Origin of the sequence: Vibrio sp. M60_M70 (assembly GCF_037162085.1) — a bacterium.
In the GTDB taxonomy this organism is placed as follows: domain Bacteria; phylum Pseudomonadota; class Gammaproteobacteria; order Enterobacterales; family Vibrionaceae; genus Vibrio; species Vibrio diabolicus.
The window spans coordinates 718,491-744,852 of sequence record NZ_JARLUL010000001.1 but is presented as its reverse complement, the minus strand read 5'-3'; the positions used below and the strand labels follow the sequence as shown (position 1 = coordinate 744,852).

The 26,362-nt window shown below is 42.4% G+C and carries 23 protein-coding genes, 1 other RNA gene and 1 pseudogene; 15 read left to right on the top strand and 10 right to left on the bottom strand.

Annotated elements, in window-relative coordinates:
• Window positions 1–89: 89 nt before the first annotated feature.
• From P4S59_RS03490 to bamE, 3 genes are all read left to right on the top strand, one after another.
• Window positions 90–1,280, top strand: coding sequence for a DUF3103 domain-containing protein (locus P4S59_RS03490; RefSeq protein ID WP_005391464.1), 1,191 nt, complete (start codon window positions 90–92; stop codon window positions 1,278–1,280).
• Between the two features lie 168 nt (window positions 1,281–1,448).
• The gene (recN, locus tag P4S59_RS03485) at window positions 1,449–3,113 is read left to right on the top strand and encodes a DNA repair protein RecN (protein WP_337167983.1); all 1,665 of its coding nucleotides are present in this window, start codon (window positions 1,449–1,451) and stop codon (window positions 3,111–3,113) included.
• A gap of 330 nt (window positions 3,114–3,443) precedes the next feature.
• Entirely contained in the window at window positions 3,444–3,803 is a 360-nt protein-coding gene (bamE, locus tag P4S59_RS03480) for an outer membrane protein assembly factor BamE (RefSeq protein WP_005391468.1), read from the top strand.
• A gap of 106 nt (window positions 3,804–3,909) precedes the next feature.
• Here the strand turns inward: bamE and P4S59_RS03475 are convergent, their stop codons facing one another.
• Window positions 3,910–4,263 (bottom strand): RnfH family protein, encoded by a 354-nt coding sequence (locus P4S59_RS03475; RefSeq protein WP_114323832.1) that lies wholly within the window; start codon window positions 4,261–4,263, stop codon window positions 3,910–3,912.
• Window positions 4,253–4,696: an SRPBCC family protein gene (locus P4S59_RS03470; protein ID WP_258636041.1), complete on the bottom strand. Its 444-nt coding sequence runs from the start codon at window positions 4,694–4,696 to the stop codon at window positions 4,253–4,255. Before P4S59_RS03470 ends, P4S59_RS03475 begins: the two co-directional genes overlap by 11 nt.
• 118 nt (window positions 4,697–4,814) lie before the next feature.
• Here P4S59_RS03470 and smpB point away from each other — a divergent pair, with 118 nt between their 5' ends.
• From smpB to P4S59_RS03445, 5 genes are all read left to right on the top strand, one after another.
• Entirely contained in the window at window positions 4,815–5,300 is a 486-nt protein-coding gene (gene smpB / locus P4S59_RS03465) for an SsrA-binding protein SmpB (RefSeq protein ID WP_337167982.1), read from the top strand.
• Between the two features lie 66 nt (window positions 5,301–5,366).
• Window positions 5,367–5,734: a transfer-messenger RNA gene (gene ssrA / locus P4S59_RS03460) on the top strand.
• Window positions 5,735–5,920: 186 nt separating this feature from the next.
• Window positions 5,921–7,126 (top strand): integrase domain-containing protein, encoded by a 1,206-nt coding sequence (locus P4S59_RS03455; RefSeq protein WP_005483014.1) that lies wholly within the window; start codon window positions 5,921–5,923, stop codon window positions 7,124–7,126.
• Between the two features lie 595 nt (window positions 7,127–7,721).
• Window positions 7,722–8,465: an EAL domain-containing protein gene (locus P4S59_RS03450; protein ID WP_053305003.1), complete on the top strand. Its 744-nt coding sequence runs from the start codon at window positions 7,722–7,724 to the stop codon at window positions 8,463–8,465.
• Complete coding sequence (locus P4S59_RS03445) at window positions 8,458–9,201, top strand: helix-turn-helix transcriptional regulator (RefSeq protein WP_005483066.1); 744 nt, start codon at window positions 8,458–8,460, stop codon at window positions 9,199–9,201. The genes P4S59_RS03450 and P4S59_RS03445 overlap by 8 nt, the downstream gene beginning before the upstream one ends.
• 136 nt (window positions 9,202–9,337) lie before the next feature.
• Here the strand turns inward: P4S59_RS03445 and P4S59_RS03440 are convergent, their stop codons facing one another.
• Entirely contained in the window at window positions 9,338–10,183 is an 846-nt protein-coding gene (locus tag P4S59_RS03440) for a hypothetical protein (RefSeq protein WP_005455952.1), read from the bottom strand.
• Window positions 10,180–10,401 carry a helix-turn-helix transcriptional regulator gene (locus P4S59_RS03435; protein WP_005492292.1) on the bottom strand — a complete coding sequence of 74 codons (222 nt, stop codon included), beginning with the start codon at window positions 10,399–10,401 and terminating at the stop codon, window positions 10,180–10,182. Before P4S59_RS03435 ends, P4S59_RS03440 begins: the two co-directional genes overlap by 4 nt.
• Window positions 10,402–10,643: 242 nt before the next feature.
• Here P4S59_RS03435 and P4S59_RS03430 point away from each other — a divergent pair, with 242 nt between their 5' ends.
• Window positions 10,644–11,213, top strand: a complete 570-nt coding sequence (locus tag P4S59_RS03430; protein WP_152919171.1) for a hypothetical protein — start codon at window positions 10,644–10,646, stop codon at window positions 11,211–11,213.
• 682 nt (window positions 11,214–11,895) lie between these two features.
• Here P4S59_RS03430 and istB read toward each other — a convergent pair.
• Window positions 11,896–12,636, bottom strand: a complete 741-nt coding sequence (istB, locus tag P4S59_RS03425; protein WP_238131037.1) for an IS21-like element ISVch3 family helper ATPase IstB — start codon at window positions 12,634–12,636, stop codon at window positions 11,896–11,898.
• Between the two features lie 10 nt (window positions 12,637–12,646).
• The gene (gene istA / locus P4S59_RS03420; RefSeq protein ID WP_337167981.1) at window positions 12,647–14,179 is read right to left on the bottom strand and encodes an IS21 family transposase; all 1,533 of its coding nucleotides are present in this window, start codon (window positions 14,177–14,179) and stop codon (window positions 12,647–12,649) included.
• 654 nt (window positions 14,180–14,833) lie between these two features.
• On the opposite strand from istA, the gene P4S59_RS03415 reads away from it, so the two are divergent.
• Both P4S59_RS03415 and P4S59_RS03410 read left to right on the top strand, forming a co-directional pair.
• The gene (locus P4S59_RS03415; protein WP_301579649.1) at window positions 14,834–15,385 is read left to right on the top strand and encodes a DUF6795 domain-containing protein; all 552 of its coding nucleotides are present in this window, start codon (window positions 14,834–14,836) and stop codon (window positions 15,383–15,385) included.
• A 3-nt stretch (window positions 15,386–15,388) separates the two neighbouring features.
• Window positions 15,389–16,528, top strand: coding sequence for a lipase family protein (locus P4S59_RS03410; protein ID WP_005391480.1), 1,140 nt, complete (start codon window positions 15,389–15,391; stop codon window positions 16,526–16,528).
• Between the two features lie 120 nt (window positions 16,529–16,648).
• On the opposite strand, the gene P4S59_RS03405 is transcribed toward P4S59_RS03410, so the two are convergent.
• Window positions 16,649–17,212 carry a porin family protein gene (locus tag P4S59_RS03405; RefSeq protein ID WP_012842100.1) on the bottom strand — a complete coding sequence of 188 codons (564 nt, stop codon included), beginning with the start codon at window positions 17,210–17,212 and terminating at the stop codon, window positions 16,649–16,651.
• A gap of 424 nt (window positions 17,213–17,636) precedes the next feature.
• Here P4S59_RS03405 and P4S59_RS03400 point away from each other — a divergent pair, with 424 nt between their 5' ends.
• The 4 genes and pseudogenes from P4S59_RS03400 (at window position 17,637) to P4S59_RS03385 (ending at window position 22,513) form a co-directional block, all read left to right on the top strand.
• Window positions 17,637–18,518 carry a LysR family transcriptional regulator gene (locus P4S59_RS03400; RefSeq protein WP_337167980.1) on the top strand — a complete coding sequence of 294 codons (882 nt, stop codon included), beginning with the start codon at window positions 17,637–17,639 and terminating at the stop codon, window positions 18,516–18,518.
• A 120-nt stretch (window positions 18,519–18,638) separates the two neighbouring features.
• On the top strand, window positions 18,639–20,174 hold the full coding sequence (locus tag P4S59_RS03395; RefSeq protein ID WP_006741862.1) for a bifunctional GNAT family N-acetyltransferase/carbon-nitrogen hydrolase family protein: 1,536 nt from the start codon (window positions 18,639–18,641) through the stop codon (window positions 20,172–20,174).
• 204 nt (window positions 20,175–20,378) lie between these two features.
• Window positions 20,379–20,965, top strand: a pseudogene (locus tag P4S59_RS03390) (DedA family protein).
• Window positions 20,966–21,145: 180 nt separating this feature from the next.
• Window positions 21,146–22,513, top strand: coding sequence for a Na+/H+ antiporter NhaC family protein (locus P4S59_RS03385; protein ID WP_337168633.1), 1,368 nt, complete (start codon window positions 21,146–21,148; stop codon window positions 22,511–22,513).
• A 70-nt stretch (window positions 22,514–22,583) separates the two neighbouring features.
• On the opposite strand, the gene P4S59_RS03380 is transcribed toward P4S59_RS03385, so the two are convergent.
• From P4S59_RS03380 to P4S59_RS03370, 3 genes are all read right to left on the bottom strand, one after another.
• The gene (locus P4S59_RS03380) at window positions 22,584–23,423 is read right to left on the bottom strand and encodes a 3-keto-5-aminohexanoate cleavage protein (protein ID WP_337167979.1); all 840 of its coding nucleotides are present in this window, start codon (window positions 23,421–23,423) and stop codon (window positions 22,584–22,586) included.
• Window positions 23,414–24,745: an aspartate aminotransferase family protein gene (locus P4S59_RS03375; protein ID WP_337167978.1), complete on the bottom strand. Its 1,332-nt coding sequence runs from the start codon at window positions 24,743–24,745 to the stop codon at window positions 23,414–23,416. Before P4S59_RS03375 ends, P4S59_RS03380 begins: the two co-directional genes overlap by 10 nt.
• Window positions 24,746–24,952: 207 nt before the next feature.
• Window positions 24,953–26,221 carry an O-acetylhomoserine aminocarboxypropyltransferase/cysteine synthase family protein gene (locus P4S59_RS03370; protein WP_005391505.1) on the bottom strand — a complete coding sequence of 423 codons (1,269 nt, stop codon included), beginning with the start codon at window positions 26,219–26,221 and terminating at the stop codon, window positions 24,953–24,955.
• Window positions 26,222–26,362: the final 141 nt, after the last annotated feature.

Sequence of the window (26,362 nt, the reverse complement as noted above, 5' to 3'; positions counted from 1 at the left end):
AAAAGCAAATTCAATGATCTATGTCCGGTGATATTCTCACCATGAATAGAGTATTAACTCTATTTCATAAAATCAATAAAGGACATATTATGAAGAAAACCATCATTCTGTCTGTTCTCAGTACATTAGCACTTATTGGCTGCCAATCAGAGGAAACGCAAGTCAACAGTGTATCCAACGCAAAAGCGGAAGATATCACTAAGACGAAGCGTGCCCTCGCTCAACAATTGAGTGAGAACTATGCTGCCATTGAACCCATGTTGAGAAGAGATATTACTCCACAACAGACTAGCGTCTCTGTATCAGCATTTGTTCAACAAAACCCCAACTCCGAGTTTAGCCGTCAGCTTGTACAAGCTGACACTCAAATTCGTAGCTGGAAAGGTATTTCTGAATACTCAGATCAGTTGCTGGAAGTTCGTTTAGCGAATGAGAGCATGATAACAGCATGGCAAAGTGGCGAGGTCGAGCCATTATTTGCATTTGAACCAAGTGGTGATGATGAGAATTGGCAATATATCGAAGCATTTGATGTGTATGGCAACATCCATCAACTCGATGTTTACCAACTCCCTGAGGTACCTGTACTCGTTGTTGATAACAACAGCTCTGCAGAGCTAAAAGCAGGCTTGCAAGCTATGCAAGCTGAGATGAAAAAACTCGGTCAGCCAGCTTTAGTTCAACCATATATTGCTGATGAACAACGCCAAAATGCACCGCTATTGTCAAGTAGCACAGTGGGCGAAGCGGCTCCAATTCAAACAACGCAGTTGAAAAAGATCCGTCTAGCCGATGACAAAGAACCTTGGATCTCTGGCAAGGCAGAAATCTACGCTATCGTAACGGGCGTCAATCCAAGTCGTGATGAACCTACTCTCGATTTAGTAGAGCTTCCATACTTAGACTACGATAACCAAGATTACTACCCAAATCAGATCATTATTCACTGGTCTCGTTACCGTTGGGGCGCTGCGGACATCGTGCTCATGGAACAAGATGATGGTACAGACTATAAACAGTTGGCAAAACTCCTTGTTCAAGTTGCTGGAGAAGTGCTGAAAGCGATTCCAGATCCAGAAGTTCAGGCTTACGCGATTATTCCGCAAATCACGAATAAGATCATCGACACGATCCCTGACGGCGTCCTAACGAATGATGATGACTTCGTCGACGTTTACTACACACTAATGCAAGACACATCATACGTGGATCATCCAGGTGCTGGTGTGAATGCAGTAGTCACATTAGAGCCGCTCACGATTAACCCAACTCGTCCGTAACCTGTTAAATTTTAATGAGTCGTTGTAATCACTTCGGCTCATTTTTCCCACTTCATCACAAAAAAGCACCCCACACAGAAATTTTTTCTCACCTGTCTTTACTGTATAAAGAAACAGTATATACTGTTCTCTTATACAGTATTGTTCAGTTATACAGGTAAATAAAAAATGCTGGCTCATCTAAGTGTTAATAATTTTGCGATTGTTAAGTCTTTACAACTCGAGCTGTCTAAGGGCATGACCACCATCACAGGTGAAACAGGCGCGGGTAAATCCATTGCTATCGATGCACTTGGGCTCTGCTTAGGCGGACGAGCCGAAGCTGGCATGGTTCGACAAGGTGAAGAAAAAACCGAAGTTAGTGCCGCTTTTTTACTGGACAACAACCTACATGCAACGCGTTGGCTAGAAGATAACGATCTGCTTGATGGCAGTGAATGTATTTTGCGTCGCATCATCACAAAAGAAGGTCGCTCAAGAGCCTTCATTAATGGCAGTCCTGTCCCACTATCACAACTCAAATCTCTAGGGCAACTGCTGATCAATATCCATGGGCAACACGCTCATCATCAATTGATGAAAAGCGAACACCAAATGGCTATGCTCGACCAATATGCAGGTCATCTAAACCTACTAAAAAGCACACGAAGTGCTTACCAGCATTGGCGTCAGGCAGACAATAACCTCAAGCAACTAAAAGAAAATAGCCAGCAAAACCAGGCGCAAAAACAGTTGCTTGAATACCAAATCAAAGAACTAAATGAGTTATCGCTAGGTGAAGAAGAATTTGCAGAGCTCGAGCAAGAGCACAAACGACTATCCAATAGTGGTGAACTCGCCACTACCTGTCAGCAAGCCATCGAACTTATTTACGAAGGTGAAGAAGTCAATGCGCTTGGTATTTTGCAATCGGCCAATCACTCCCTAATTCAACTAGCAGAGTTAGATGAAAAGCTATCTGAGCTACCCAACATGTTGTCAGAAGCGATGATTCAACTAGAAGAAACGAAGAACGAATTACGCAGTTATCTAGATGGCATCGATGTGGATCCTGCTCGTATGACTTATGTAGAAGAACGTTTTTCTAAAGTGATGTCTGTTGCTCGCAAACACCACGTGATGCCAGAAGAGCTATACCAACATCACCAAGATCTTCTGGCCCAAGTAGAAGCGTTAGATTGCTCTGATGAACGTTTAGCTGAACTCGCGCAAGAAGTGGAACAAAAGTACCAAAGCTTCCTAAACCAAGCAGAAAAACTACACAAATCACGCAGCCGTTACGCTAAAGAGCTGAATAAGCTGATCACGCAAAGCATGCACGAATTGAGCATGGAAAAAGCGGTATTCAATATCGAGGTCAGCAATGAAAACACGCACCCATCACCACTTGGCATGGACAGTGTGTGCTTCTTAGTATCGACCAACCCAGGACAGCCATTGCAACCTATAGCAAAAGTTGCGTCAGGCGGTGAGCTATCACGCATCTCATTAGCTATCCAAGTGATTACCGCTCAGAAAGTGGATACACCAAGCTTGATCTTCGATGAGGTGGATGTCGGTATTAGTGGTCCAACAGCAGCTGTAGTCGGCAAAATGCTACGCAAGCTTGGCGAGTCTACTCAGGTATTGTGTGTCACTCACCTCCCTCAAGTTGCAGGTTGTGGCCATCAACAAATGTTCGTGGCTAAACAAACCAAAGCTGGCCAAACCGAAACACAGATGCACGCATTAGATGAACAACAACGTGTGGCAGAATTAGCTCGCCTACTTGGAGGTAGCCGAATTACAGATTCTACCCTTGCAAACGCCAAAGAGCTCCTCATCGCCGCTTAGCCATGCTCTTTCAAAGATAGAGTCACGAACACTACTCCGTGACTCTACCTCCCCCATCACCATATCAAAGTGCTTGGGTGCTGATTCCCTTTCGAAACAATGGTCAGTGCCACCCCATAGCTCAATAACTTGGCTATTTGTCATTAGTTACCGCTTAAACTGGATAGAAAATCGCTCATCGACATAAACATACATGTGAGAGAATCAATAAATGCAACTCAACTCAAAATTCGTTGTCAGATTTCCTATCATACGACGCATAGCTTTTTACATCTGCGTCGAGCTTGTTTATTATCAGCGCAGTATTTTAAAGGTTACTAAGAAATTATTATGCAATTAAAGAAGTGGTTAGTTGCCGTACCATTAGCAATGACATTGCTGACAGGATGTTCGGTATTGGAAAAACTGGTTTATCGCATTGATATCAACCAAGGCAACTATGTAGAACAAAGTGCGGTAGATAAATTAAAGTTTGGGATGACTAAAGCACAGGTTCGCTTCGTACTAGGGTCGCCAATGCTTATTGAAAACGGCTACCCGAACACTTGGTACTACATTTATCACCATACTCCTGGTCACGGTGATCCAGTGCAAAAAGACCTGATCGTTAACTTTAACGACCAAGGCACGCTCGCAGATATCAGTGGTGACTTCCCAAAAAGTGACGCATTTTACGAGCAGATCCAGTAAACGGCTTTTTGCAAAAAACCTCTCACATGAGAGGTTTTTTATTATCTAGATATCGCGCAATCACACTTTGAATCAATGACGCCATCCATTGGGACTGATATCAAGTCTACTTATTCTTACGTACAGAGCTAGGCTTACCACCGGTGACAGGGTCTGCACTCCCCTCGGCTTTAGCCTGCTCCGCCCGCTTACGACGAATCTCTTTCGGGTCTGCGAGTAACGGACGATATATCTCTATTCGATCTCGATCTCGAACGGTCGCATCTAACTTCACATTACGACTAAACACACCCACTTTATTCTTAGATAAATCAATTTCAGGGTATAACTCTAACACGCCAGATTGTCGAATGATCTCTTCTACCGTTGCGTGATTATTCACCACTAAATTAAATACACGCTGTTCATGAGGAAGAGCATAGACAACCTCTACGTGAATCATATCTGACTCAATACTCATAACACTCGTAGACCTGTTTTGCGCGTTTAGTGAATGCATTTACCATGTTACTGGTAAGCTCGTTAAAAACCTTACCGAAGGCCATCTCAATCATTTTACTTGAGAATTCAAACTCAAGCTTTAGCTCAACCTTGCAAGCTTCCTCATCTAGCGCGGTAAAAACCCAACCACCACGCAATGTCTTAAACGGACCATCCACCAAGTTCATCATAATTGCTTGGCCTGGGATCAGCTCATTTGAAGTAGTAAACGTTTTGCTGATACCAGCCTTCGCCACATCGACAGAAGCCACCATACCATTACCCGAAGACTCAATGATTCTAGAGCCCGAGCAACCAGGCAGAAACTCAGGGTATTTAGCAACATCGTTAACCAGATTGAACATCTGTTCAGCACTAAAAGACACAAGCGCAGAACGGCTGACTTGCTTCATACATACTCCTATCGATACATGTACAGATTTAAAGCTCCTGCCAATTTTACTTTTATTCCACGATTGCGCAAATAAAAGGATTTCCTATCCGATATCCAACCCGTATAATGTCGCTATTATGGCAAAGAAAAAAACGAAACAAAAAGCGGGTAGCAATACTATCGCGCTGAATAAAAAAGCTCGCCACGAGTATTTCATCGATGATGAAATCGAAGCTGGCTTGGAGCTCCAAGGTTGGGAAGTGAAAGCCCTTCGCCAAGGTAAAGCCAATATTTCTGAAAGTTACGTATTTATGCGTGACGGTGAAGCCTTTGTGAGTGGCATGACAATCACTCCTTTAAATCAGGCATCGACACACGTTGTGGCGAACCCCACACGTGTGCGTAAACTACTAATGAGTCGTCGTGAACTAGACAACCTATTCGGACGTGTGAGCCGTGAAGGTATGACATTAACGGCGCTCTCTCTGTACTGGTCTCGCTCTTGGGTGAAACTAAAAATTGGCGTAGCAAAAGGTAAAAAGCTGCACGATAAACGTACGGATTTAAAAGAAAAAGACTGGGCAAGAGAGAAAGCACGCGTAATGAAGAGTACACTGCGTTAATCTTGACCACTTAAACGCATAGTACTGGACAGCCAATGCTTTTCTGTTACTATGCGAATATTACCTGGGGCTGATTTAGGATTCGACGGGAATTCAGAAGTCTGAGGTGCATGCCGAGGTGCGGTAGGCCTCGTTAACAAACCGCAAAAAAATAGTCGCAAACGACGAAAACTACGCACTAGCAGCTTAATAACCTGCTCAGAGCTCTCTCGCCCTAGCTTCCGCACGTAAGACGGGGAATAACGAGGGATCAAACCCAAACGCGCTAGCCCGGATTCTCCCGCCTGAGAGATGAACGGCGAATTTTAATTCAGGCTAGTCATTCATTAGCGTGTCGGTTCGCAGGTGGGTGGCGAAATTAAAGATCGACTAAGCATGTAGTACCAATGATGAACGGTTTTCGGACGCGGGTTCAACTCCCGCCAGCTCCACCAAACGTTTGGAAAAGGCCACCTTCGGGTGGCCTTTTTTGTACCTAAAACATCAAAAATTCAATCACTTAACTCACCTTCCTGTCTTATTCTGTCTCATCGCGTCTCATATCTGCTCACGTTTTTAGTACCCGCCCAGTTACCCTATACTCTCATCCAAGATATTTCGGGTACTAAATAGGTTTAAAAATGGCAAGACCAGCAGTTCAACTGACAGACAAAAAAGTCAAAAGCACAAAACCAACTGGCAAAGAACAATTGCTCAGTGATGGACGAGGCTTACAGCTTAGAATAATGCCAAATGGAACTAAGTCTTGGCGTTTCGTATACAAGAGTCCAGCGACAGGGAGGCGCAGCAATATAACCTTGGGCAAGTACCCAGATCTATCGATAGCTAATGCTCGGAAAATAACAGAAGGCCACCGTGAGTTAGTAGCATTAGACATTGATCCAAAACACCACAAAAAAGAAGAAAAGGAAAAAGCCGACGCTATATATAAGCACACGCTATTCAATGTTTCACAGCAGTGGATAGAACAAAAGAAATCAACAGTTACCGAAGATTATGCGAAAGATATCTGGCGTTCATTTGAGCTGCATGTTTTTCCTTCTTTGGGCTCACAACCTATTTCTATGATTACAGCTCAAACTGTAATTCAAACTCTAAAGGTTGTCGAAGCCAAAGGCTCTTTAGAAACACTCAAACGATTATCTCAACGGCTAAATGAAGTCATGCTTTACGCTATGCACAGTGGCTTAATTAACTCCAATCCAATAAGCAATATTTTTGCTACTTTTAAAAAGCCTCAACAAGAGCATATGAAAGCGCTAGAACCACACGAATTACCCGAATTAATGGCAACTTTAACTGAAGCAAACATCAAACGTTCTACACGATGCCTGATCAAGTTTCAACTACATACAATGACCAGACCAAACGAAGCTTCTGGAGCCAAGTGGTCAGAATTCGATTTAGAAAATCGAGTTTGGACAATACCTGCAGAGAGGATGAAAAAACGCAAAGAACACCGAATACCTCTAACGGACGAAGTCATCGTTCTATTAAATACGATGAGCTCGATGAGAGTAAATAGCGAATATGTTTTTCCGTCGGCAACAGATCCAAAAAAACCAATGCATAGTCAAACTGCTAATATGGCTCTAAAACGCATGGGGTTTGGAGGTCGATTAGTTTCCCATGGTTTACGTTCTATAGCTAGCTCAACGCTAAATGAAGCTGGACACGACTACATTTTAATTGAATCAGCACTCGCTCACCTTATTGGTACCAAAACACATCGCGCATATAGCCGAACAGATTACCTAGAACGTAGAAGAGATCTTATGGCTTGGTGGAGTAAGCACATTGTTGATGCCACTCGAACAGGTATTTAGCTAAGCTAGCGCAGTTCGAAGGACAATAATCATCGTGATGCTAAAAAGAACTTTACTTACTTCTACACAGCGAAGAACCGCTAGAGTTGCAGATCAGCCTTGGGCGATAATGGCATTAATTTTGACGACAACGTTTCAAAAAGAACATCTGACAGCTTTATATGGAGTGAAATACCGTTAAATATTAACATTATAAGGCTTAGTTAGAATCTGTTAGTTGATTAAACGATCACAAGCAAGAGCAATCAATCTTTCTTTACTAACCAATCCAAGTAGAACTTGATACTCGTCAATTTGGCTAAAAAATGTGATACCATCAACAAATAGAGATCATTATCAAGCAAAATAGAAAAATTTAACGCAATCTCTGAACCGAAATCACACTTTAGCCGTATCAATAGAGTCTCTAAGAAGGCTGTAAATAAACAGCATATCGTTTTGTTATTTCAACTTATTCTTGTGCGTCAGGATTATGACGTTTTGTTAATAATGAAAATATCAACTCAATCTTTTGTAAGATCAACGCGCTTAGTAGACGGAAAAGTTATGCATATAGATGATACGAAAAACAACATCAGTTCAGTGTAAGAATAATATGTACGAATATAACTATACGGATACTGGAGTCATCGTAAGAACCGATGCTTCATTTGTTAAGCTTGACTTTTTGTTTCAACCAATAATCAATTTGAAGCAGAGGAAAGTAAAGCATCTTGAAATCTTGTCTAAAGTCTTGAGTGATTCCGGTGAATCTTTATACAACGAAACGTTTTTCTCTGAAATTGATCAAGAGTTCATAAAAATGGTTGCGCTAGCTCAGATTAGGTTTTGCAGTAAGCTAAAAGTCCGTATTCCCATAACTGTTAATATCACTTTATCATGTTTAAAGGATAGTTTTTTTTTACAAAGTCTCTTAAATGAACGTGACGTTAACTTTGATATTGAAATTACAGATATCGACTGTGATGTAAATTGCGGCCGTTTACAAAGTAGTATCAGATTATTAAAGCGCTCTGGCGTAGGATTGTTATTAGATGATTATTATCATAGAAACAATATTGCTAACATATCATTAGGGTTTATAGATTGGGATTACATTAAAGTAGACAAGTCTTTCCTTCATCATAACTGCGATGATATTAATGCAATAAAATATCTATTGAGAGTAATATCTCCTTACGCCAAGAAAGGTATTATTTTAGAAGGTGTTGAAACCTCTTATCAGCACGACGTCGTGAAGAACCTTGATGTTCTGGTTCAAGGATACTTTTATTCTCCTCCAATAAGCTGGGCACAGCTAGAAAGAAAGATGAACACAACGAATAAAAAACATGTTTAAGATAAGAAAGATAAAAGTAAATTTAAAAACAAAAGATACCGGAAGCTTTGTATCTAAGTCAAAACATATAATTAAACTTACTGGTTTTTTCGGAGCTATCTCATACCCAGGATGCGTCATCGTGATCGAGGGTGAAGCTTTGATTCAGTTACCCTCAAATACATTAATAAATTTTTCGTTGAAAGAAGAGTTATCCGATGACTTTTATTTATATTTAGTAATGTGTGACATGGATTATGATAACTATGCTTTTAATAAAATGAAACCTTATATCGACTCGTTAATTCATGTTCAAAATGGAATTTTCGAACACACTAATTTTCTACAAGAATTAATAAATAGAGATGCTTTTAGAACTCTAAAAAAACTTGATATTAAAAGAACTAACTCTATATCTGAACGTATTCATCGTCTAATATCTAAACAAATCCAACATCGTTGGACAGCAGAAGAAATATCCAAAAACCTTAATATGTCAAAATCTACACTTATGAGGAGGATATCTCAAGAAAAAACGACGTTATCAGACTTGATACTTTCAGCAAGAATGAATAAAGCTGCTTATTTACTATTGAAGAAAAAACATCCTATAAAAAAGGTAGCTCACTTAACAGGTTTTTCTAGCGCATCTTACTTTTGCAAAAAATTTAAGGAAACATATGGGAACTCCCCTAAGCAATTTGTTAACTTAATGGACTATAAACAAAAAGAAACGCAGCGCGAATGCGCCTGTTAAATGAATAAATTTAAAATGGACACCTTTTGACTAGAACACAATTAATAGTTAACTAGTGTTGTGTTGGGTTTTCTTAAAACTACCTATTTAAGCATTCGAAATAGGTGGTGTTCGTGTAGTCAACAAAAATCGCAGATTACACTTTGGACTTCTTTAACCATGCTCTCGCATGCCATTGAAATGGCAACGTTCTTCTGTCTTGCTCATCTAACCAACAAAGTGATTCACAGAACATCAATTTGTTAAGCCGATACTTCTTAGTCAGATTCTTACCCCAAAACGATTGATAATCCCGAACTTCAAAGCAAGCCAACTTATGTAAATAACTCAACTGCTTGAGAGGATCTCTAAACTCCTGCTTCATAAATGGTCTAGCTTGTCTATTCTGTTTGATATGCTTAGGGTGTAACTTCGATAACTTCTCTCCTAGCCGTTCAATTGCCTCTTCATTACCCGATTTACGCATAAGAACATGGTAATGAGGTAACCATTTTTGTGGCGAATCATGAAAATCTAACTCGAACGCCCCCAATACCGGACCACTGATACCACATCTAGATAATAACTTTCTCAATCTGTCTTTATCTTTAGGGATATCATAATTGACGAAGTCATATGCATCGACTCCACGCGAGTATTGAATAATAGTATAGATACCATATTCAGTACCCATTGCTTGCTCTTGGTCAAGTAAGATTGAAGCAATGATGTTGTTAACACGTTCTATTTTAAACTGACGATTGCATTTTTTACATGCCACGCTCTTACACTCGTATAAACCTTCATTGCAAGACTCAAGCTTATCTGCCAACTCATGCAATCGACCACAACCGTATCTTTGACCACGACTCTCATAGACATGATCAGCCATTTTTCTGAGCAGCTTAATACGATAATCGTTCTCTAAATAGGCTTCGTACTCGCTCATTAACCAATCACACTCTTCTAATCTGCTTCCAGATAAGAATATGTCTAGTTTCATCTTCTCCATACCTCTTCGAGTAGCTTTTGCCCTTTATCTAATTGTGGTAATAGAAAAATACTTTGGCGCTCTTCAACCCAAGCATCCACTTCAGATTCTTTCCATGCGACTCGGTTTTTCGAAAGTCGATATGAACTTGGAAACTCTCCTGATTTCATCAAGCGATAGATCTGAGCTCTGCTATACGAAGTTCTTTCTAACACCTCTCCAATTTTCATATATCTCTCATTCGCCATGTCTTTTGTCTCTGTTTCAAATAATGGTGCTATCGTATCAAACTACAGAAACCACCTTGTGAGCCTCACAAGTCATCACAAAAAAACAGTGAGACTCACAACTTAAAAAGCACTATAAAACAGTAAATTAAAACATTATTATGTGAGTCTCACATTGAAAATGCATTTAAATAGATGGAAAAATCGTGTAGCGTAAAGGATGTAATAAGGAACGAGAATTGATTATGAAACGTAGAAGTGATGCAGCTATAAGACAACAATATGTAACACAAAGAAGAAAAGATTCAGGACTCGTAACCAAGAGAATTCATGTGTCAAATGTCGCACTAGACAAACTTGATGCCATTGGAACTAAACTTGGCTTCTCAAGTAAGGAACTCCGTAACAGTGAAAATTTGTCCGCAATTATCGAGCTTTGTCTTAGTACTTTTTTAGACGGAAGCTTTGAAGGTAAAGCGAACCGCAAAGAAGCTCTGTACCTGATGCAAATCCACAACATAGCTAAGTTCAAAAAGCAACAAGGATTCAATGACAAAGCTATATCTAACTTTCTTGAAGATTCTGGCTATGAGACACCGTTCATCGCCAAAAGAGTGGTCAATACACAAAAATATCGTCTTAGAATGGTAGAGAAATGGACTGATGTGCTTGTAGGAAGATTAAAAAAAGAAAGCTATGTTCAAAAACAAACCCAACTCATTGGCGAGTGTCATCGTCCAAAAAGGATAATTCGCAAGAAACCTCATATAAGACGAGAATGTGAGGTGTTTCGAGATGAAGATTTCTCTATTTAGATAATCTTCACCTATTCTAAAAAAGAGTTGGGAGAACAGAACACACTCACATGGGTGACTAAACTCAACATAGATCACATTTCTTAAATCTGACCCACTTTTTCTTTTAGTACCCAACAAGTTACCCAAAGCAAAAGCTAAAATGAAATTTTTCATTTAAAATCATTGAGATAAAAAACAGTTTCAGATGCCGCCAGCCCACCAAACGTTTGGAAAAGGCCACCTTCGGGTGGCCTTTTTTGTATCAACAATCCACTTTCCACATTGTCTTCTTTTCTCACGCACTCATGCTATCTGATAACTTTTCACGAGCATTGCTGCATAACTCTGAACGTACGCCGATTTAAAAACTCGTTGAGTATTAAGTAACAGACGATACGCTCATAAATACACAACCAAGAGCACATGGAAGTTCAGAAGAACTCATTCAAGGCCAAAAAGTGTGTACTATATGCTCTTCGATTTAAAGTGTTCTAAGTTTTTGGGGTATCAACAACTACGAGTGCTAAATCTAAGTTATAGAATTATGATGGGTTAAAGTTGAACAATTTGGGTTTATCACTAACCATCAAAAGATACTTAATAAGCCTTTTCTTTTGTTCTTGCGTATTTCGGTGATTGCGAACGCTTGTTTCGGTTTATTCCGAACACCTTAACCAGCACTTTTTCTCTTTCCCTATTTTTACTCTAAGTGTTCGGATTGCGCCAGTTTTCTCATTGATTCTCCTCCCAGTTCTATTCGATGACTATTGTGAACTAGACGATCCATTAGAGCGTCAGCGACAGTGGCGTTGCCGATCATGTTGTACCATTCTTTTACTGGTAACTGGCTGATGACGATTGTGCTGCTGTTTTGGTAACGATCTTCAAGTACTTCTAACAAGTGACCAGCATGCTCTTGAGTCAGTTTTTCCATCCCCCAGTCGTCGAGGAGTAGTAAGCCTTTCTTAGCCAGCGACTGAAGTTGTTTTTGATAACTACCATCCAGACGACCTGCGGTCAGGTCATCGAGCAAGCGAGTTAATCGGTAGTATCTGACCGTTTGCTGTTGGTCGCAGGCGCTGGTTGCCAGTGCGCAACCAAGATACGTTTTACCTGCGCCTGTTGGGCCTGTGATCAAGATGTTCTGGTGCTTGTGCAGATAGCCACCCGTTAGCAGTTCGCTCATCTGCTTGCGGTTGAGGTTTCGTCCCTCCTTGTAAATAAGTTGGCTCGGCTGAGCATCCACTCTCAGCTTGGCTTGTCGTTTCAGGCGTTGGATTTTGGTTTGATTGCGATTCAAGATTTCACTTTCCAGAAGTAGGCTTAACCTCTCCTCGAAGTCCAGCTCTGCGTAGGTGGTCAGTTGCTCTTGTTGCTGCTCTAACGCTTTCGCCGCATGACTTAAGCGCAGGGTTTTGAGTTGGTCATTCAGTGCGTTCATATCCTTTCTCCTAGTGATAACAGTTCGGGCCACGAACATTGCTGTGAACAAGGTTCGGCGTATTCGCTTTATCTTTACTCAGGTGCCCCTCACGATTGTTCTTGAGTAGATTGTTGACGAAGGTGTAATTGGGTTTTGTCAGCATCAATGCATCTTTACAGGCTTGTTCTAGGCGCGACTCGCCATAGGTTTTACTCAGATTGAGCAGCCCAAGACAGGAACGATAGGCCTGCTCTGGATGAGGTTTGGCGTTCAGCATCTTATTGACGACTTCTCGGGTGGCTGGGCCGATATTGGCTCCCCAGTTGAGCAAGCGTCCAGGCGACCACTTTTGATGTTGATGGTTACTCGGCATGTGCTCTGGTTGAGTGCTGTTTCCACGTTCCCTTTGGCTGCGTGGATGTTGAGCGATCAAGTTACCTTGGTGGTAGATCTGCACCAGACGGTTGGAGGCTTCCAGCTCGACATGGTGGCCAACCAGTTGATGGGGAACCGAGTAGTAGTGACGGCGATATTCGATGTGATAATCAGGCCCAACTTTGGCTCGCTTGGTTTCGGTATAGAGATATCGCTGTTTAGGAAGGGGCTTTAACGCGGGTTTATCGAGTTTGTCGAACAGTGCTTTGCGGCTCGCACCATACTGCTTCATCTCACGTTCGTTTAAGTCATTCATAAGCTCACGGATGGCGAGGTTCAGCTCTTTAAAGGTATGGAAGGTTTGATGGCGAAGTCGCATCATGATCCAACGTTCCACTAGGAGGACGGCATTTTCTGCTTTGGCTTTGTCTTTCGGTTTGTAGGGGCGAGCTGGCATCACGGCAGTTTGATAATGATTTGCCAGTTTTTGATAGCTTTCATTAAGCCTCGGTTCATAACGGTTAGGTTTGCTGACCGCGCTGCGTAGATTATCGGGAACCAAGAGATGGGGGACGCCACCGAAGTGCTCGAAGGCATTGGCATGCGCCTCTAACCAGTAAGACTTCCCTTGGCTGGGGAAGGCTTCCACATAGGTGTAGTTGGACGCGCCTAAGCTTGCTACGAACACTTCTGCTTCGCGCACTTCACCTGTATCAGGGTTGACCACTTGAAGCCGAGGCCCACAGTAATCGATAAACAGCTTATCACCTGCAACATGGAGCTGACGCATACTGCGCTTTTGGGTTTTGAACCAACGAGTGAAGTGCTCGCAGAACTGAGTGTAAGCGTAAGCTTGCTCTTGATATTGCTCATGGTACTCCTGCCACAATAACATCTTTGTCATGCCTTTACGTTTGAGTTCGACAGCGTACTGAGCGAAGTCTGGCATAACCTTGTCTCGACTGGCTTGCTTCGAATGATATAGGGCTTTGGTAAGGTCCGTATCACTGCAACCTTCTGGGAGAGGCCAGCCTATCTGACTTTGCTTAAAGCGAGCGACAAGCTCTGAGACTGTTGCAAGGCTGACATTGAGACAACTAGCAATACTACGGTAGGACAACCCACACTCGTACTTAAGGCGTAATATCTCTTTGATTTTGTTCATTGGAGTTCTCTTTTTAGCCATTGTCGCTTCCTTACGTTCTTGTTTAAGAAGTAAAGAATAGCGAGCTATTGATTTAAAAGAGAAAAAGGAAGGATTTCGGGCATTCCGAACGCGGTTTTCGCTATTCCGAACGCTGATTTCGGAGTTCGCTTAAAAGTGTTCGGATAATCGCGGAATGTACGTTCGGATTAAACCGAAATAGGTGTTCGGGTCATACCGAAATGGCTGTTCGGAATGCTCCGAAATACGCAGTTCTTGGTTATCACAATTGGCGGAAACATAAATTATCAAGTCAATCTAGCATTACGATGTAAATTAATAAAAACACCTCTTGACCAAGCGACTAATTAACTATTTTCAATATGATTTCATTGTCTGAAACCTAGTATTTATAGAGATCTTTACCATTCGATAGCTCTCGTTTATTTTGCTTCCACATTACCTGATGAAAGCCTCAAAAATCCAATATAATATAACTACCTAAGATTAGCGAAGACTGAGTGTTCCAGATTTAAACTTTATTAATGCTAATAAAAAGCGGTCAAGTAGATAAACATAAATCTAAAAATGTAATTTTCAAATTCACAAGTTACAAGGACAATGCAGTACGAATCACATAGTTAACATTAAATATTGTAAAAACACACAATACATATACATTTATAGATTTTTAAAATGAAAAAATTTGATGTGAAAAATTACTTAGTTGGATTTATTACAATCATATTGTTGAGCATTAATATGAGTTTTGGAGAGAGTATATTGAATAGCGATAAAGTTAACCAATACACACCACAAATCAATGGTGTGCTAACAAAAAAAGGGAAGCCGATTAATAACCAAAAGGTTAGTCTTAGTATTGGTTTAAGCGCTTCAGGAAAATCAATAGACTTATCAACATTTACTGACAGCAGTGGTCGGTTTGAATTTTCTCCTGTGTATGAGAACAAAGAGAGCGTTAAGATCCCGCTTATTGAACATTATGTAACTATTGTTTTAACCACAGAACTAGATATTGATGAAAACGTTATTATTTGGGAAGGTTCGTTCGATGGCTATGAAATAGAGGATTACGTAAAAAACAATATGGCTAATCTAGTCTGTGATGCAGCAAACCCTCTTAAGTACTTTGCTTTTTCAATTGATGATGACGAAAACGATGACTACTACGTAAATAGTCAATGTGATTTATTTGGATATATTGACTCTGACTTATATGGAAATTAAAGAATGCAATCACTCTCACCAAAGCTATCATCTAGAATCGCAGAAATCCCTTATTCTGTATTCGCAACTAATGTTCGTAACGTTAGTGGTTATATAGCAAAGTTTTTTACATTTGATCTAAGGAATGATGTCAAAAAAGGAACGACAAGTGGCTTTATGGGATTTGGTGGAATGACATCAGATTTTGTAGCGATAGGTCGAGGTAAGGGCGAGTTTGCCGATACTTTAGTATTTTCCTTCCGAGGCACTCAAGCAAACATCGGCGACATTATGACCGATGGAAACATTGGGATATCAGGTACCTCATCCGGTTATAGGGTACATGCAGGTTTTGTAAATCTCTTCAATACGATAAAGCCACAACTTGCAGCATACATCGCTGGTTATTCGAAAAAGAACATGAAAGCACCGAAGGCAGTACACTGTGTAGGTCATAGTTTAGGTGGTGCTCTTGCTTCATTAGCGGCAGATTGGGTGAAGAGTCAGTACGGCTATAGCGTACACCTATATACTTTTGGCGCACCAAAAGTTGGCTTTAAACCATACGCAAGAAGGGAGTTAGATTCTTCATATCGCTGCACTCATGGTGCAGATCCAGTTCCGATGTCTCCTCTTTGGCCATTTACTCACGGTGGTATTGAGTATCGGCTAGATGGAAGTTCTGGCATCTACTTCTGCGCTCATGGACTAGGAAAAAAATCTGTTCCGGGTTATGTCAATACCGCTACAAGTAATGAGTGGTCGGCACTACAACCCAAATCTCAAACTTACCTAGAACGCAACGTATTTCTTGACTTCAACAATAGATATAATGCTCGAATGACTGATGGTTGGGTAAGTAAAATAGTCTCTTCAATTTTGACCTTACTAAGAATTTCAGGTCTGGGTCATATAATACAACAAATAGCAACCGTAGGCCTTACTGCTTGGGATCAACTAGCTAAAGCTATGGCGTACATTTCAAAACTAAAAAACGAGTATACAGAACACGTCCGCGGTATTTTAGGTCACATGAATGTAATGTCAGGTAGCGCAGCGATCGACCTATCGAGTATTACTTATAGAGTGATAAAACTTTGTTTTTCGAGACTAGTAAGAAGGTTAGACAGTCATGTTAGAAATGCTCTAAATATAGTAGAGTGACAGTAAAAGACACTAACAATTATTCTAAAAACAGCTCTATTAGCCTCAACTAGATTGAGCTCAAAAAAAGCGAAGCCATTTAGCTTCGCAATTTTATTGGATTAAACATGGTTAACAATATTAAAATCTATATTCCACACCTAGCGATGCTTGGTTAAAATCAGTTTTTGTGCTTGCACCATTCGCGACGTTCTCTGCATTCAGTTCTACGTCATACCACATATATTCTGCGTTAACTAAGAAGTTATCAGTAACTTTAAAACCAACACCGGCACCAGCGAATACACCTTCGTCATCTTTGTTGCCTTGGAAGCCCGCAACGTTGTAATCCGTCGAGTACCACATTTGACCGCCTTTTGCGTAAAGATCGACACGATCAGCAATAGGGGCTGTAACTTTTAGTGCTGCGGTGTAACCGTCCGTTTCGGCATTTGCTAGGTTATTACCATAGCTACCAAAATCAATGTAACCGCCCTCTAACGCTAAGTAAGGGTTAAAACGGTAACCAACCAAACCTTGAATAGCATCGCTGTCATCATCAAAGTCATCTTGTCCATCAACTTTTAAGTAACCATAGTTGGCGCCGACATAAACACCATGATCTTTGGAGTCCGCTGCGTGAGATAAAGTACTAAACGTTGCTAAAGAAAAAAGGCCAATCAAAGTAACAACATTGCTTTTCATTTCGTTCTCCTAATATAAGTGCCATTGAAAGTTCGAATTATACAAAGCAAATGCAATGCCAATTTTAATTTAATGAAAAACATTTTCTACTTTATAAAAAATTGACATTATTTTGAAATTAAAACAACAAAAATAAAAGTTATACCGTTTTATTTACCTTGAGAAAACAATATTAGATTTGTGTAAATACTAATGATGTAAAACATTCTATTTTATTTGTAGTTTTTTCAAAAGATAGGAAAAGTCAATAAACAAACCCCAATCATCAATTATTTACATACCCATTATATTTAGGATTCTTAATTTTTGGTCTGGGTTCTTTATGAACGAGTAAGGAAGGAAATCACACATCGGCTTTTTCTCTCTTTGCTTCAATAGGTAAATCTCCTACTCTGTGAATAGGCTATCTCCATGGGACTGAAGTATGTTAAAAGGCAGTGAGTACCCTTCTATCCGAGCATTAAGGACGTTTGTCGCGGTTGCAAATTACCTCAGCTTCTCTAAAGCGGCGGATGCCCTATGCATTACACAAAGTGCAGTAAGCAAACAAATTGCCGCGCTTGAACAACTAGTGGGTTTACCTTTAATACAAAGAGGCTCGAATGGTATTGAGTTAACTGAGGAAGGAAAACGCTACCTACCGCAAGTCACAGAAGCACTAGAACTTATTCAGAATGCAACCACCAACTTAATACAATCAGATTCAAAGCAAGAATTGCTCACCGTGGATGTTACTCCTTCTTTCGCTAGCCTTTGGTTGGTACCTCATATTGATGACTTCCACCAGCGACATCCCAATATCCGTGTAAGAATCTGTACCGGAGATGGGAACGTCAAAGGTTCAAGCGGTGAAAGCGACTTGCATATTCGTTGTCTTCCATTGTCCACTCATTATGAATACAGCCACTTACTATGCGAAGAAATACTACTATTGGTCGGTTGTACTAACACTCCTGCACTCGAGAGTGTACACGCTGTTAGCGACTATCCGTTGATACCTCAAATCACTCGCCCTCAGTTGTGGGAGCAATTTAAGGCTGCACATGCAGTAGAATCAACCGTTACCTATCACTCTGTAGGCTTTGAACATTTTTACCTAGCTTACGAAGCCGTCAAAATGGGAAAAGGACTCGCCTTACTTCCTGATTTTATGGCGCAGAATTCTATTTTAAGAGGGGATATCCAACGTATTCTTAACCTATCTTTACAGAGTGATTATGGTTATTACGTGATGATCCCAAATTATCGCCTATCGGCTAAGAAAGTGGCGGCGTTTTACGAATGGTTGAAGAGCAAACTAAGCTAATATTGTTTTCTTGAAATGCTTTTGGTAACCCAAAACAACTCAAAGACTTCAGTATATGTCTGCTCCAAATTGTGGCATTCTCATTAACACTGTTTCAAAAGGATAAATGGATTGAAAGATATGGACAGCAATTCGCCCAAACTCTCATTACGTACCATTGAGCCAACGGATTACCCTGAGCTTGCAGAACTAATGGACTTAGTGTTTCCTGATGTTGGCGGCTCATGGCCACGGCTGACGATTATGGATCTCATTCATCAGTTTCCTGATGGCCAAATCTGTATTGAGGATAACGGCAAAATAGTCGGTGCAGCATTAACCATTAAAGTGGACTACAACCGCTTTTCTCTTCCTCACCTGTATACCGACATCATTACCGAAAACAACGTCATACAGAATCAAGTAACCGGTGATGCAATGTATGGTCTCGATGTATTTGTCCACCCAGACTATCGAGGGCTACGTTTAGGTCGCCGTTTATATGATGCGCGTAAAGAGCTTTGCCGTAGTAAGAACTTCAAAGCCATTTTAGCCGGTGGCCGCATTCCTAATTACCACCGATACGCAGATGAACTGAGCGTTGCAGAGTACATCGACAAAGTAAAACGCCGTGAGCTTCATGACCCTATTTTGTCTTTTCAGCTTGCTAACGACTTCGATGTAAAACGTATCATGCGTGGATACTTGCCAGAGGACAGTGCTTCTAAAGGTTACGCGACACTGCTGGAGTGGGATAACTTTTTCTACGAAGAGGATATTCAATCCGTACACGATGTAGAAAAAACGCTGATTCGGATTGGTGTCGTCCAGTGGCAAATGCGCGCGATGAATGACCTGGAGGATTTGCTCGATCAGGCTGAGTTCTTCATCTCTTCTCTTGCGAACTATAAAGCCGATTTCGCCCTATTCCCTGAGTTCTTTAACGCACCGCTGATGGGCTTGCAAAACGACAAAAATTCCGTTGAAGCAATCCGCTTTTTGGCTAGCTTTACAGAAGAGATCAAAAACCGTTTCTCGCAGATGGCGGTCACCTACAACATCAACATTATTGCAGGCAGTATGCCCGTTATCGAAGATGGCAAACTGTATAATGTGGCCTACTTGCTGCAACGAGATGGTGAAATTAACGCTCAATATAAAATCCACATCACGCCTCATGAACAAAGAGACTGGGTGATCGACGGTGGTGACAATGTTCAAGTGTTCGAAACCGATGCGGGCAAAGTCGGCATACTGATTTGTTATGACAGCGAATTCCCTGAATTGGGAAGAATGTTAGCAGAACAAGGCGCACAAATTGTATTCGTTCCTTTCTGGACGGACACAAAAAATGGCTATCAACGAGTACGAATTTGTTCCCAATCGCGAGCCATTGAAAACGAATGCTATGTTGCAATTGGTGGCAGTGTCGGTAACTTACCTCGTGTTGATAACGTGGACATCCAGTACGCACAATCTGCCGTATTCTCACCGTCGGATATCTACTTCCCGCACGATGCGACCTTGACAGAAGCAAGCGCCAACACCGAAATGATGATCTTCGCCGATGTTGATTTGACTAAGTTGAAGCAACTTAATACCGAGGGTTCAGTAACCAACTTACGTCACCGACGTCTTGATTTGTATGGCGCATTTACTAAAGCTAAAGAGTCATAAAGGTGTGCCTTATTCGCCGTCACACGGGAGCGTGGCGGCGAATAAAACAAGCAGCAGATTGATTCCGCACAATAATCAGAGGCATGTCAGTTTTTCTCAGCAGTGAGAAACAAGAATTGACCCAGTAGGACATTCGGAGTATCACTCCAACTTCGTTCCGCTTTTATTAGGGGAAAGCTTTTGGAACACATTAACGAACTTCTCATGTCAATGAAGCCTTTGCTCGAGCAATACGGCTACTTGGCGCTGATTGTCAGTATATTTCTAGAAGGGATAGGTGTACCGATGCCTGGTCAATCGCTGATGATCGCGGCATCTTTGCTCTCTTCAGAACAAGTCATGAATCTAAGTATGGTTATGATGGTATCGTGGCTAAGCTGCTTTTTGGGAATACCTGTGGTTACCTAATCGGTTATTACTTTGAAGGCTGGTTGGATAAAAAAGGCTATATCTCTGGCCCGAAGATGCAAACACTTCAACTGACTATCCAGAAATACGGCCCTACGTGCTTGGTCGTCAGTCGCTTTATTGAAGGAATGAAGCAATTTATGCCTCTTGCATGCGGTATCGCGAAAATGCCACGTAGAAAGTTTTTGCTCGGTAACGCCCTCGCGGCGACGGTTTGGGTATTGGTATTCAGCTTGTTAACTCACTTTGCATTTGAACATTTAAGCGTGTTGAGCAACCTGTACACCGAATACAAATACCTTGTATGGGCATTTGCTGCTGTCTTATTTACGTGGATGGTTTTAGGTATTGTTAAACGCAAAAAAGCCAAATCAATGCAATAACGACAGTCCCTTCATTAGTGCATAACTAAAGCTCGTGGTATCAGTGAGATACGTAATACGAGCTTTTATCTTTTTCTTTACGTGCAAAATTTAAACAGCCATTTAGACGTCTAGACGTTGACAATGCGTAAATGTGATATTAGTCTGCTCTTCTCTCTTATTATTAACATTGTCGTTTACATGTCCGGTTCCCAACAAACAACTAAAACAGTTGCACCTTCTGCGGTCGCACTGATCCCATTGATTGTATTCCTTGCGCTGTTTATTGGCGTAGGCACTTACTTATCTTTGCAAGGCGTTGAATTTGCCTTCTACCAGCTGCCTGCACCCATCGCGGTATTACCAGCCATCATCATTGCGTTTCTTTTAAGTAAAGAGAAACTTAACCGCTCAATCGAACACTTCATGCATGGTGTTGGCCACCCAGACATCATCGCAATGTGTATGATCTATCTGCTTGCTGGTGCCTTTGCTGCGGTAGCAAAAGCCTCTGGCGGTGTTGATGCAACGGTGAACCTTGGTTTATCCGCAATTCCAACCAGCATGATTTTGCCGGGCATTTTTCTGATTTCTGCTTTTATCGCAACAGCGATGGGCACATCGATGGGTACCATCGCAGCCGTTGCCCCCGTAGCGTTGGGGATTGCTGAATCAGCAGGAATGAGCTTACCCTTAACCGCAGGCGTTGTGCTGAGCGGCGCTATGTTTGGTGATAACCTTTCTATCATCTCTGACACCACCATCGCGGCGACACGCTCTCAAGGTTGTGAGATGAAAGACAAGTTTAAAGAGAACATTCGTATTGCTTTGCCTGCGGCGTTGATCGCGATTGCAGTGTTCGCTTTCAACAGTACAGCGACTCAAGTGCCTGCAACTGGCGACATCGAATGGCTAAAAGTCCTGCCGTACATCACTATTTTGATCCTAGCGGTATCTGGTGTGAATGTGTTTGTGGTTCTGTCGATTGGTATCCTTTTGGCTGGCGGCGTGAGCTTGGCATCGATTGACAATTACGGACTGACTAATCTAGCCCAAGACGTTTATAAAGGCTTTGGTAACATGCAAGAGATCTTTTTGTTATCCATGCTAATTGGAGGTTTGAGTGAACTGATGCGTCGTCAAGGCGGTCTTGCGTTCCTAACCAATTTCGTTAGCAGCCTTATCCACGCGTTTGGCTCTAGCCACTCTAAGCATGCCAACAGCCGCGCGAGTGAGCTAGGTATCGCAGGCTTGGTGTCGATGGTCAATGGCTGTACGGCAAACAACACCGTAGCCATCATTGTATCGGGCAGCGTTGCTCGCCAACTGGCGGAAGAGAATAATGTCTCTCCTCGCCGCTCAGCAAGCTTGTTAGACATTTTCTCATGCGTGGTGCAAGGCGTGTTGCCTTACGGTGCTCAAGTACTGCTGCTAGGTTCCGTATTCAACCTATCGCCACTTGAAGTAGTTGCTAATTCTTACTACTGTTTTGCATTAGCGATAGCGGCTGTTGTCGCGGTATTTATCAAACATCCCGCGCGTCAACCTGTAGTGCAAACCGAAAACTAACGACAAATACCGAAAAGGCTCCGATGGAGCCTTTTTACTTTCTTCTTTATTTTCCTTGCTGCGAGCAGATTTACTTCAAAGCTGAACGCAAACTTTGCGCACTGTGTAAAGGAATCGCAAATCGATGCGCCACATCGCGTAGAGCTTCCACCTGAGCCGCGTTACTGATTGCTAATTTGCCTGCCACATCGAAGTGGTTATTCTCAAACCCCACTCTCACATCGAATCCAAGTAACATCGCACTCGCTAAACAGTCTTGCTCTCGCGCGCCAAAAGCACAAATGGCACATCGAATTTCTTCCTCGACAAAACGCGCCAAATTCAAACCTCGTAAATCCCATGGTGAAGACTGCTGAGCTTGGTGATAACGCCCCAACACCACTAATGCATGCTGATGCGTTTTAGGTAACACGCCCGCATCACGCAGTTGAAAATAACGTTCAATGTCGGTTGTATCGTAGAGAATAATTTGGCTCACGATGTTGTTTTCTGCCAACCAATGGAAAAAGGCATGCCCTTCTTTCTCACTTGCGCGATCGGGGATTAACTCCCTCAATGCGAAAGAAGCCGCTTCTGGTTTCACAGCTTTAACTAACGCCATCTGTTGTGGCGGAGAATACAAGCCCACCGCCTCTGTGGTGAGCTGAACCATCATGTTTTCTCCCACCGCTTCTTTCACGGCATGGTAAATTGCCATGTTGTCGTCGATGTCTAGTGAATGACGTCCGTTAGCGTCCCTAGCATGCAAATGGATCATGGCAGCCCCTGCTGTTTGACAAGCGATAGCCTCTGCAACCAGTTCGTCTGTTGTCATGGGTAAGTTGACGTGATCGTGCTTGGTTTTTCTTGCGCCGTTTGGAGCCACGATAATAGCGATAGGTTCTCGCAAATATTGGTTTGCTACTTCCATGTCTCCGCCACCTCTTTTAACGTCAGTGAGAGTTTACCGACTAGTTCATCAATATGATGAGACTGAATAATGAATGGCGGTGCGAGCAAAATATGGTGCCCATTAACGCCATCAATCGTTCCGCCCATTGGATAGCACATTAAGCCATTTTCCATTGCTCGCTGTTTGATGCGTTTGTCTGCCAATGTGGCTTTACTCAGCGGCGACTTGCTTTCTTTATCCGCCACCAGCTCAATGCCAAAAAACAAGCCTTTACCACGAATGTCGCCAATGTATGATAAATGGGCCAATGCAGAAGTAAGCTCATTACGCAGCAAAGCACTTTGCTGATTCACCGCCGTTAATAAATCATCTTGGAAGATGGTTTCAATGGTTGCCACGGCGGCAGCGCACGCCACAGGGTGCGCCATAAAGGTATGACCGTGTTGGAAAAAACCACTTCCATCAGCAATAGCTTGATAGACTCGATCATTCGCAACCACCGCGCCAATAGGTTGATAACCCGCACCAAGCCCTTTAGCCATGCAAACCAGATCGGGCTCTGCCTCTTCTTGCTCAAACGCAAAAAAACTGCCACTGCGCCCAACACCACACATGACTTCATCCAAGATCAATAACACATCGTATTGGTCGCATATTTCGCGAATACGTTTAAAGTAACCTTGAGTCGCAGGTACAGCTCCAGCGGTGGCTCCCACAATAGGCTCGGCGACAAAAGCCATGACATTCTCAGCCCCCAACTCAAGAATTTTTGCCTCAAGTTCATTCGCCGTTCGTAATGAGTAATCCAATTCCGACTCATGAGTCTGCTGATACCGATAAGCATAGCAAGGGGCAATGTGATGGCTCGGATGCAAGATGGGTTTGAACGGTTCACGTCGCCATTCATTACCACCGACCGCTAGAGCTCCCAACGTATTGCCGTGATAACTTTGCTGACGCGCGATGAATTGCTTCTTCTCTGGCTTACCTGATTCCACAAAGTGCTGCCGCGCCATTTTTAGTGCCGACTCCACCGCTTCTGACCCGCCACTGACTAAATACACATGGTTGAACTGCTCAGGCATGTACTGACAAATCAATTCCGCTAGTCGCTCACCGCTGTCACTAGTAAAAAATCCAGTATGAGCAAACGGCACTCGCTCGAGCTGTTCCAACATGGCTTTTTTAACGGCTTGATGACTGTGGCCAAGGTTTGATACCGCAGCGCCGCCACAAGCATCGAGGTACTGCTTTCCATGCTTATCGAATAGATAAACACCTTCACCTTTATCGATGATTGGCAGCGTGGCATGGCAATGACGGTGAAATACGTAAGACATTTGAGTCCCTTCCAATGTGTAATATTTGCACACATCATCAGGAAAAACCCCATACGTGACAAGGGAATAAATTTCACCCTCTATGAGCTTTTGGAATACCACAAACCAAAAGCACCAAAGCATTTGATATTTAAATAATAAAATAAAAATAGGCCAGCTTTTTTAAAGGCTGGCCTATGGGTAACCAAAAGCTAAAAACAGAATCGTTTACGCGTTTAGCGCCTGTTCTAAATCGGCTAGAATATCGTCAATGTGTTCAATACCCACCGATAAACGAATCATCTCTGGAGACACACCAGCTTGTTTTTGTTCTGCTTCGCTCAACTGACGATGGGTCGTCGAGGCGGGATGGCAAGCCAATGATTTTGCATCGCCAATGTTCACCAAACGCTTAAAGATTTTCAGAGCGTCATAAAAGCGCACACCTGCGTCATAGCCGTCTTTTAAACCAAACGACAAAATCGCAGAAGGCTTACCTTTCATGTATTTTTCGGCGAGATGGAAGTGTTCAGAACTTGGCAATCCGGCATAACTCACCCAACTGACTTTGTCATTCTGTTCCAAGAACTCAGCCACTTTGAGAGTGTTCTCGGTATGGCGCTCCATACGCAGCGGTAACGTTTCTAGCCCTTGCATAAGCATAAATGCATTCATCGGTGATAATGCCGATCCGGTATTACGCAATGGTACGGTACGCGCGCGCCCGATAAATGCCGCCTCACCAAACGCTTCGGTATACACCACGCCGTGGTAAGAAGGTTCTGGTTGGTTGAAAACGGGAAAGCGGTCTTTGTGCTGCGCCCAAGGGAATTTACCGGAATCCACAATCACGCCACCTAATGTGGTGCCATGCCCACCAACGTATTTAGTGAGAGAGTGAACGACGATATCCGCACCGAATTCGATGGGTTTGCACAGTACTGGTGTCGCGACGGTGTTATCCACAATCACAGGCACGCCTTGTGCGTGAGCAAGCTCCGCTACACGTTCTAAATCAATGATATTACCGGCTGGGTTACCAATGCTCTCGCAGTACACCGCTTTGGTATTTTCATCAATTAACTCAGCCAAACTTTCTGGTTTGTCATCTTTGGCAAACTTCACCTGAATCCCCTGATTTGGCAACATGTGCGCAAACAAGGTGTAAGTACCGCCATAAAGTTGCGGCGTAGAGACGATGTTATCGCCCGCTTGTGCTAACGTCAGAATCGCATAGTTAATCGCTGCACTCCCCGCACTCACGACCAACCCGGCAATGCCGCCTTCTAACGCCGCCATGCGCTTTTCCAGAACGTCGTTAGTCGGATTCATGATGCGAGTGTAGATATTCCCCGGTACTTCCAAGTTAAACAGATCAGCGCCGTGCTGCGCGTTATCAAACTCGTACGCGACCGTTTGATAAATCGGTGTCGCGACAGATTTAGTGGTAGGGTCAGTTTCGTAACCAAAATGGATGGATAGCGTTTCGTCTTTCATGTTCTTCCTTGAGCGTCATCGAGATAAATCGTGGACTTATCATGCCGACTTTTTAACCACAGAACCTCGTTATGGGTCACATTGCCCAAGTCCTGAAACGTTTATGAAATGGGAAAAGGTAACATTTTTGATATTCATCGA

Bases quoted from the DNA above. Each gene is read 5' to 3' on its own strand.
- P4S59_RS03450 (WP_053305003.1), top strand. From the start codon at position 7,722: ATGTACGAATATAACTATACGGATACTGGAGTCATCGTAAGAACCGAT.
- P4S59_RS03415 (WP_301579649.1), top strand. From the start codon at position 14,834: ATGAAAAAATTTGATGTGAAAAATTACTTAGTTGGATTTATTACAATC.
- P4S59_RS03445 (WP_005483066.1), top strand. From the start codon at position 8,458: ATGTTTAAGATAAGAAAGATAAAAGTAAATTTAAAAACAAAAGATACC.
- smpB (WP_337167982.1), top strand. From the start codon at position 4,815: ATGGCAAAGAAAAAAACGAAACAAAAAGCGGGTAGCAATACTATCGCG.
- P4S59_RS03475 (WP_114323832.1), bottom strand. From the start codon at position 4,263: ATGAGTATTGAGTCAGATATGATTCACGTAGAGGTTGTCTATGCTCTT.
- P4S59_RS03430 (WP_152919171.1), top strand. From the start codon at position 10,644: ATGAAACGTAGAAGTGATGCAGCTATAAGACAACAATATGTAACACAA.
- P4S59_RS03490 (WP_005391464.1), top strand. From the start codon at position 90: ATGAAGAAAACCATCATTCTGTCTGTTCTCAGTACATTAGCACTTATT.
- P4S59_RS03470 (WP_258636041.1), bottom strand. From the start codon at position 4,696: ATGAAGCAAGTCAGCCGTTCTGCGCTTGTGTCTTTTAGTGCTGAACAG.
- istA (WP_337167981.1), bottom strand. From the start codon at position 14,179: ATGGCTAAAAAGAGAACTCCAATGAACAAAATCAAAGAGATATTACGC.
- istB (WP_238131037.1), bottom strand. From the start codon at position 12,636: ATGAACGCACTGAATGACCAACTCAAAACCCTGCGCTTAAGTCATGCG.
- P4S59_RS03395 (WP_006741862.1), top strand. From the start codon at position 18,639: ATGGACAGCAATTCGCCCAAACTCTCATTACGTACCATTGAGCCAACG.
- P4S59_RS03385 (WP_337168633.1), top strand. From the start codon at position 21,146: ATGTCCGGTTCCCAACAAACAACTAAAACAGTTGCACCTTCTGCGGTC.
- P4S59_RS03410 (WP_005391480.1), top strand. From the start codon at position 15,389: ATGCAATCACTCTCACCAAAGCTATCATCTAGAATCGCAGAAATCCCT.
- recN (WP_337167983.1), top strand. From the start codon at position 1,449: ATGCTGGCTCATCTAAGTGTTAATAATTTTGCGATTGTTAAGTCTTTA.
- P4S59_RS03380 (WP_337167979.1), bottom strand. From the start codon at position 23,423: ATGGAAGTAGCAAACCAATATTTGCGAGAACCTATCGCTATTATCGTG.
- P4S59_RS03400 (WP_337167980.1), top strand. From the start codon at position 17,637: ATGTTAAAAGGCAGTGAGTACCCTTCTATCCGAGCATTAAGGACGTTT.
- bamE (WP_005391468.1), top strand. From the start codon at position 3,444: ATGCAATTAAAGAAGTGGTTAGTTGCCGTACCATTAGCAATGACATTG.
- P4S59_RS03405 (WP_012842100.1), bottom strand. From the start codon at position 17,212: ATGAAAAGCAATGTTGTTACTTTGATTGGCCTTTTTTCTTTAGCAACG.
- P4S59_RS03370 (WP_005391505.1), bottom strand. From the start codon at position 26,221: ATGAAAGACGAAACGCTATCCATCCATTTTGGTTACGAAACTGACCCT.
- P4S59_RS03440 (WP_005455952.1), bottom strand. From the start codon at position 10,183: ATGAAACTAGACATATTCTTATCTGGAAGCAGATTAGAAGAGTGTGAT.
- P4S59_RS03375 (WP_337167978.1), bottom strand. From the start codon at position 24,745: ATGTCTTACGTATTTCACCGTCATTGCCATGCCACGCTGCCAATCATC.
- P4S59_RS03435 (WP_005492292.1), bottom strand. From the start codon at position 10,401: ATGAAAATTGGAGAGGTGTTAGAAAGAACTTCGTATAGCAGAGCTCAG.
- P4S59_RS03455 (WP_005483014.1), top strand. From the start codon at position 5,921: ATGGCAAGACCAGCAGTTCAACTGACAGACAAAAAAGTCAAAAGCACA.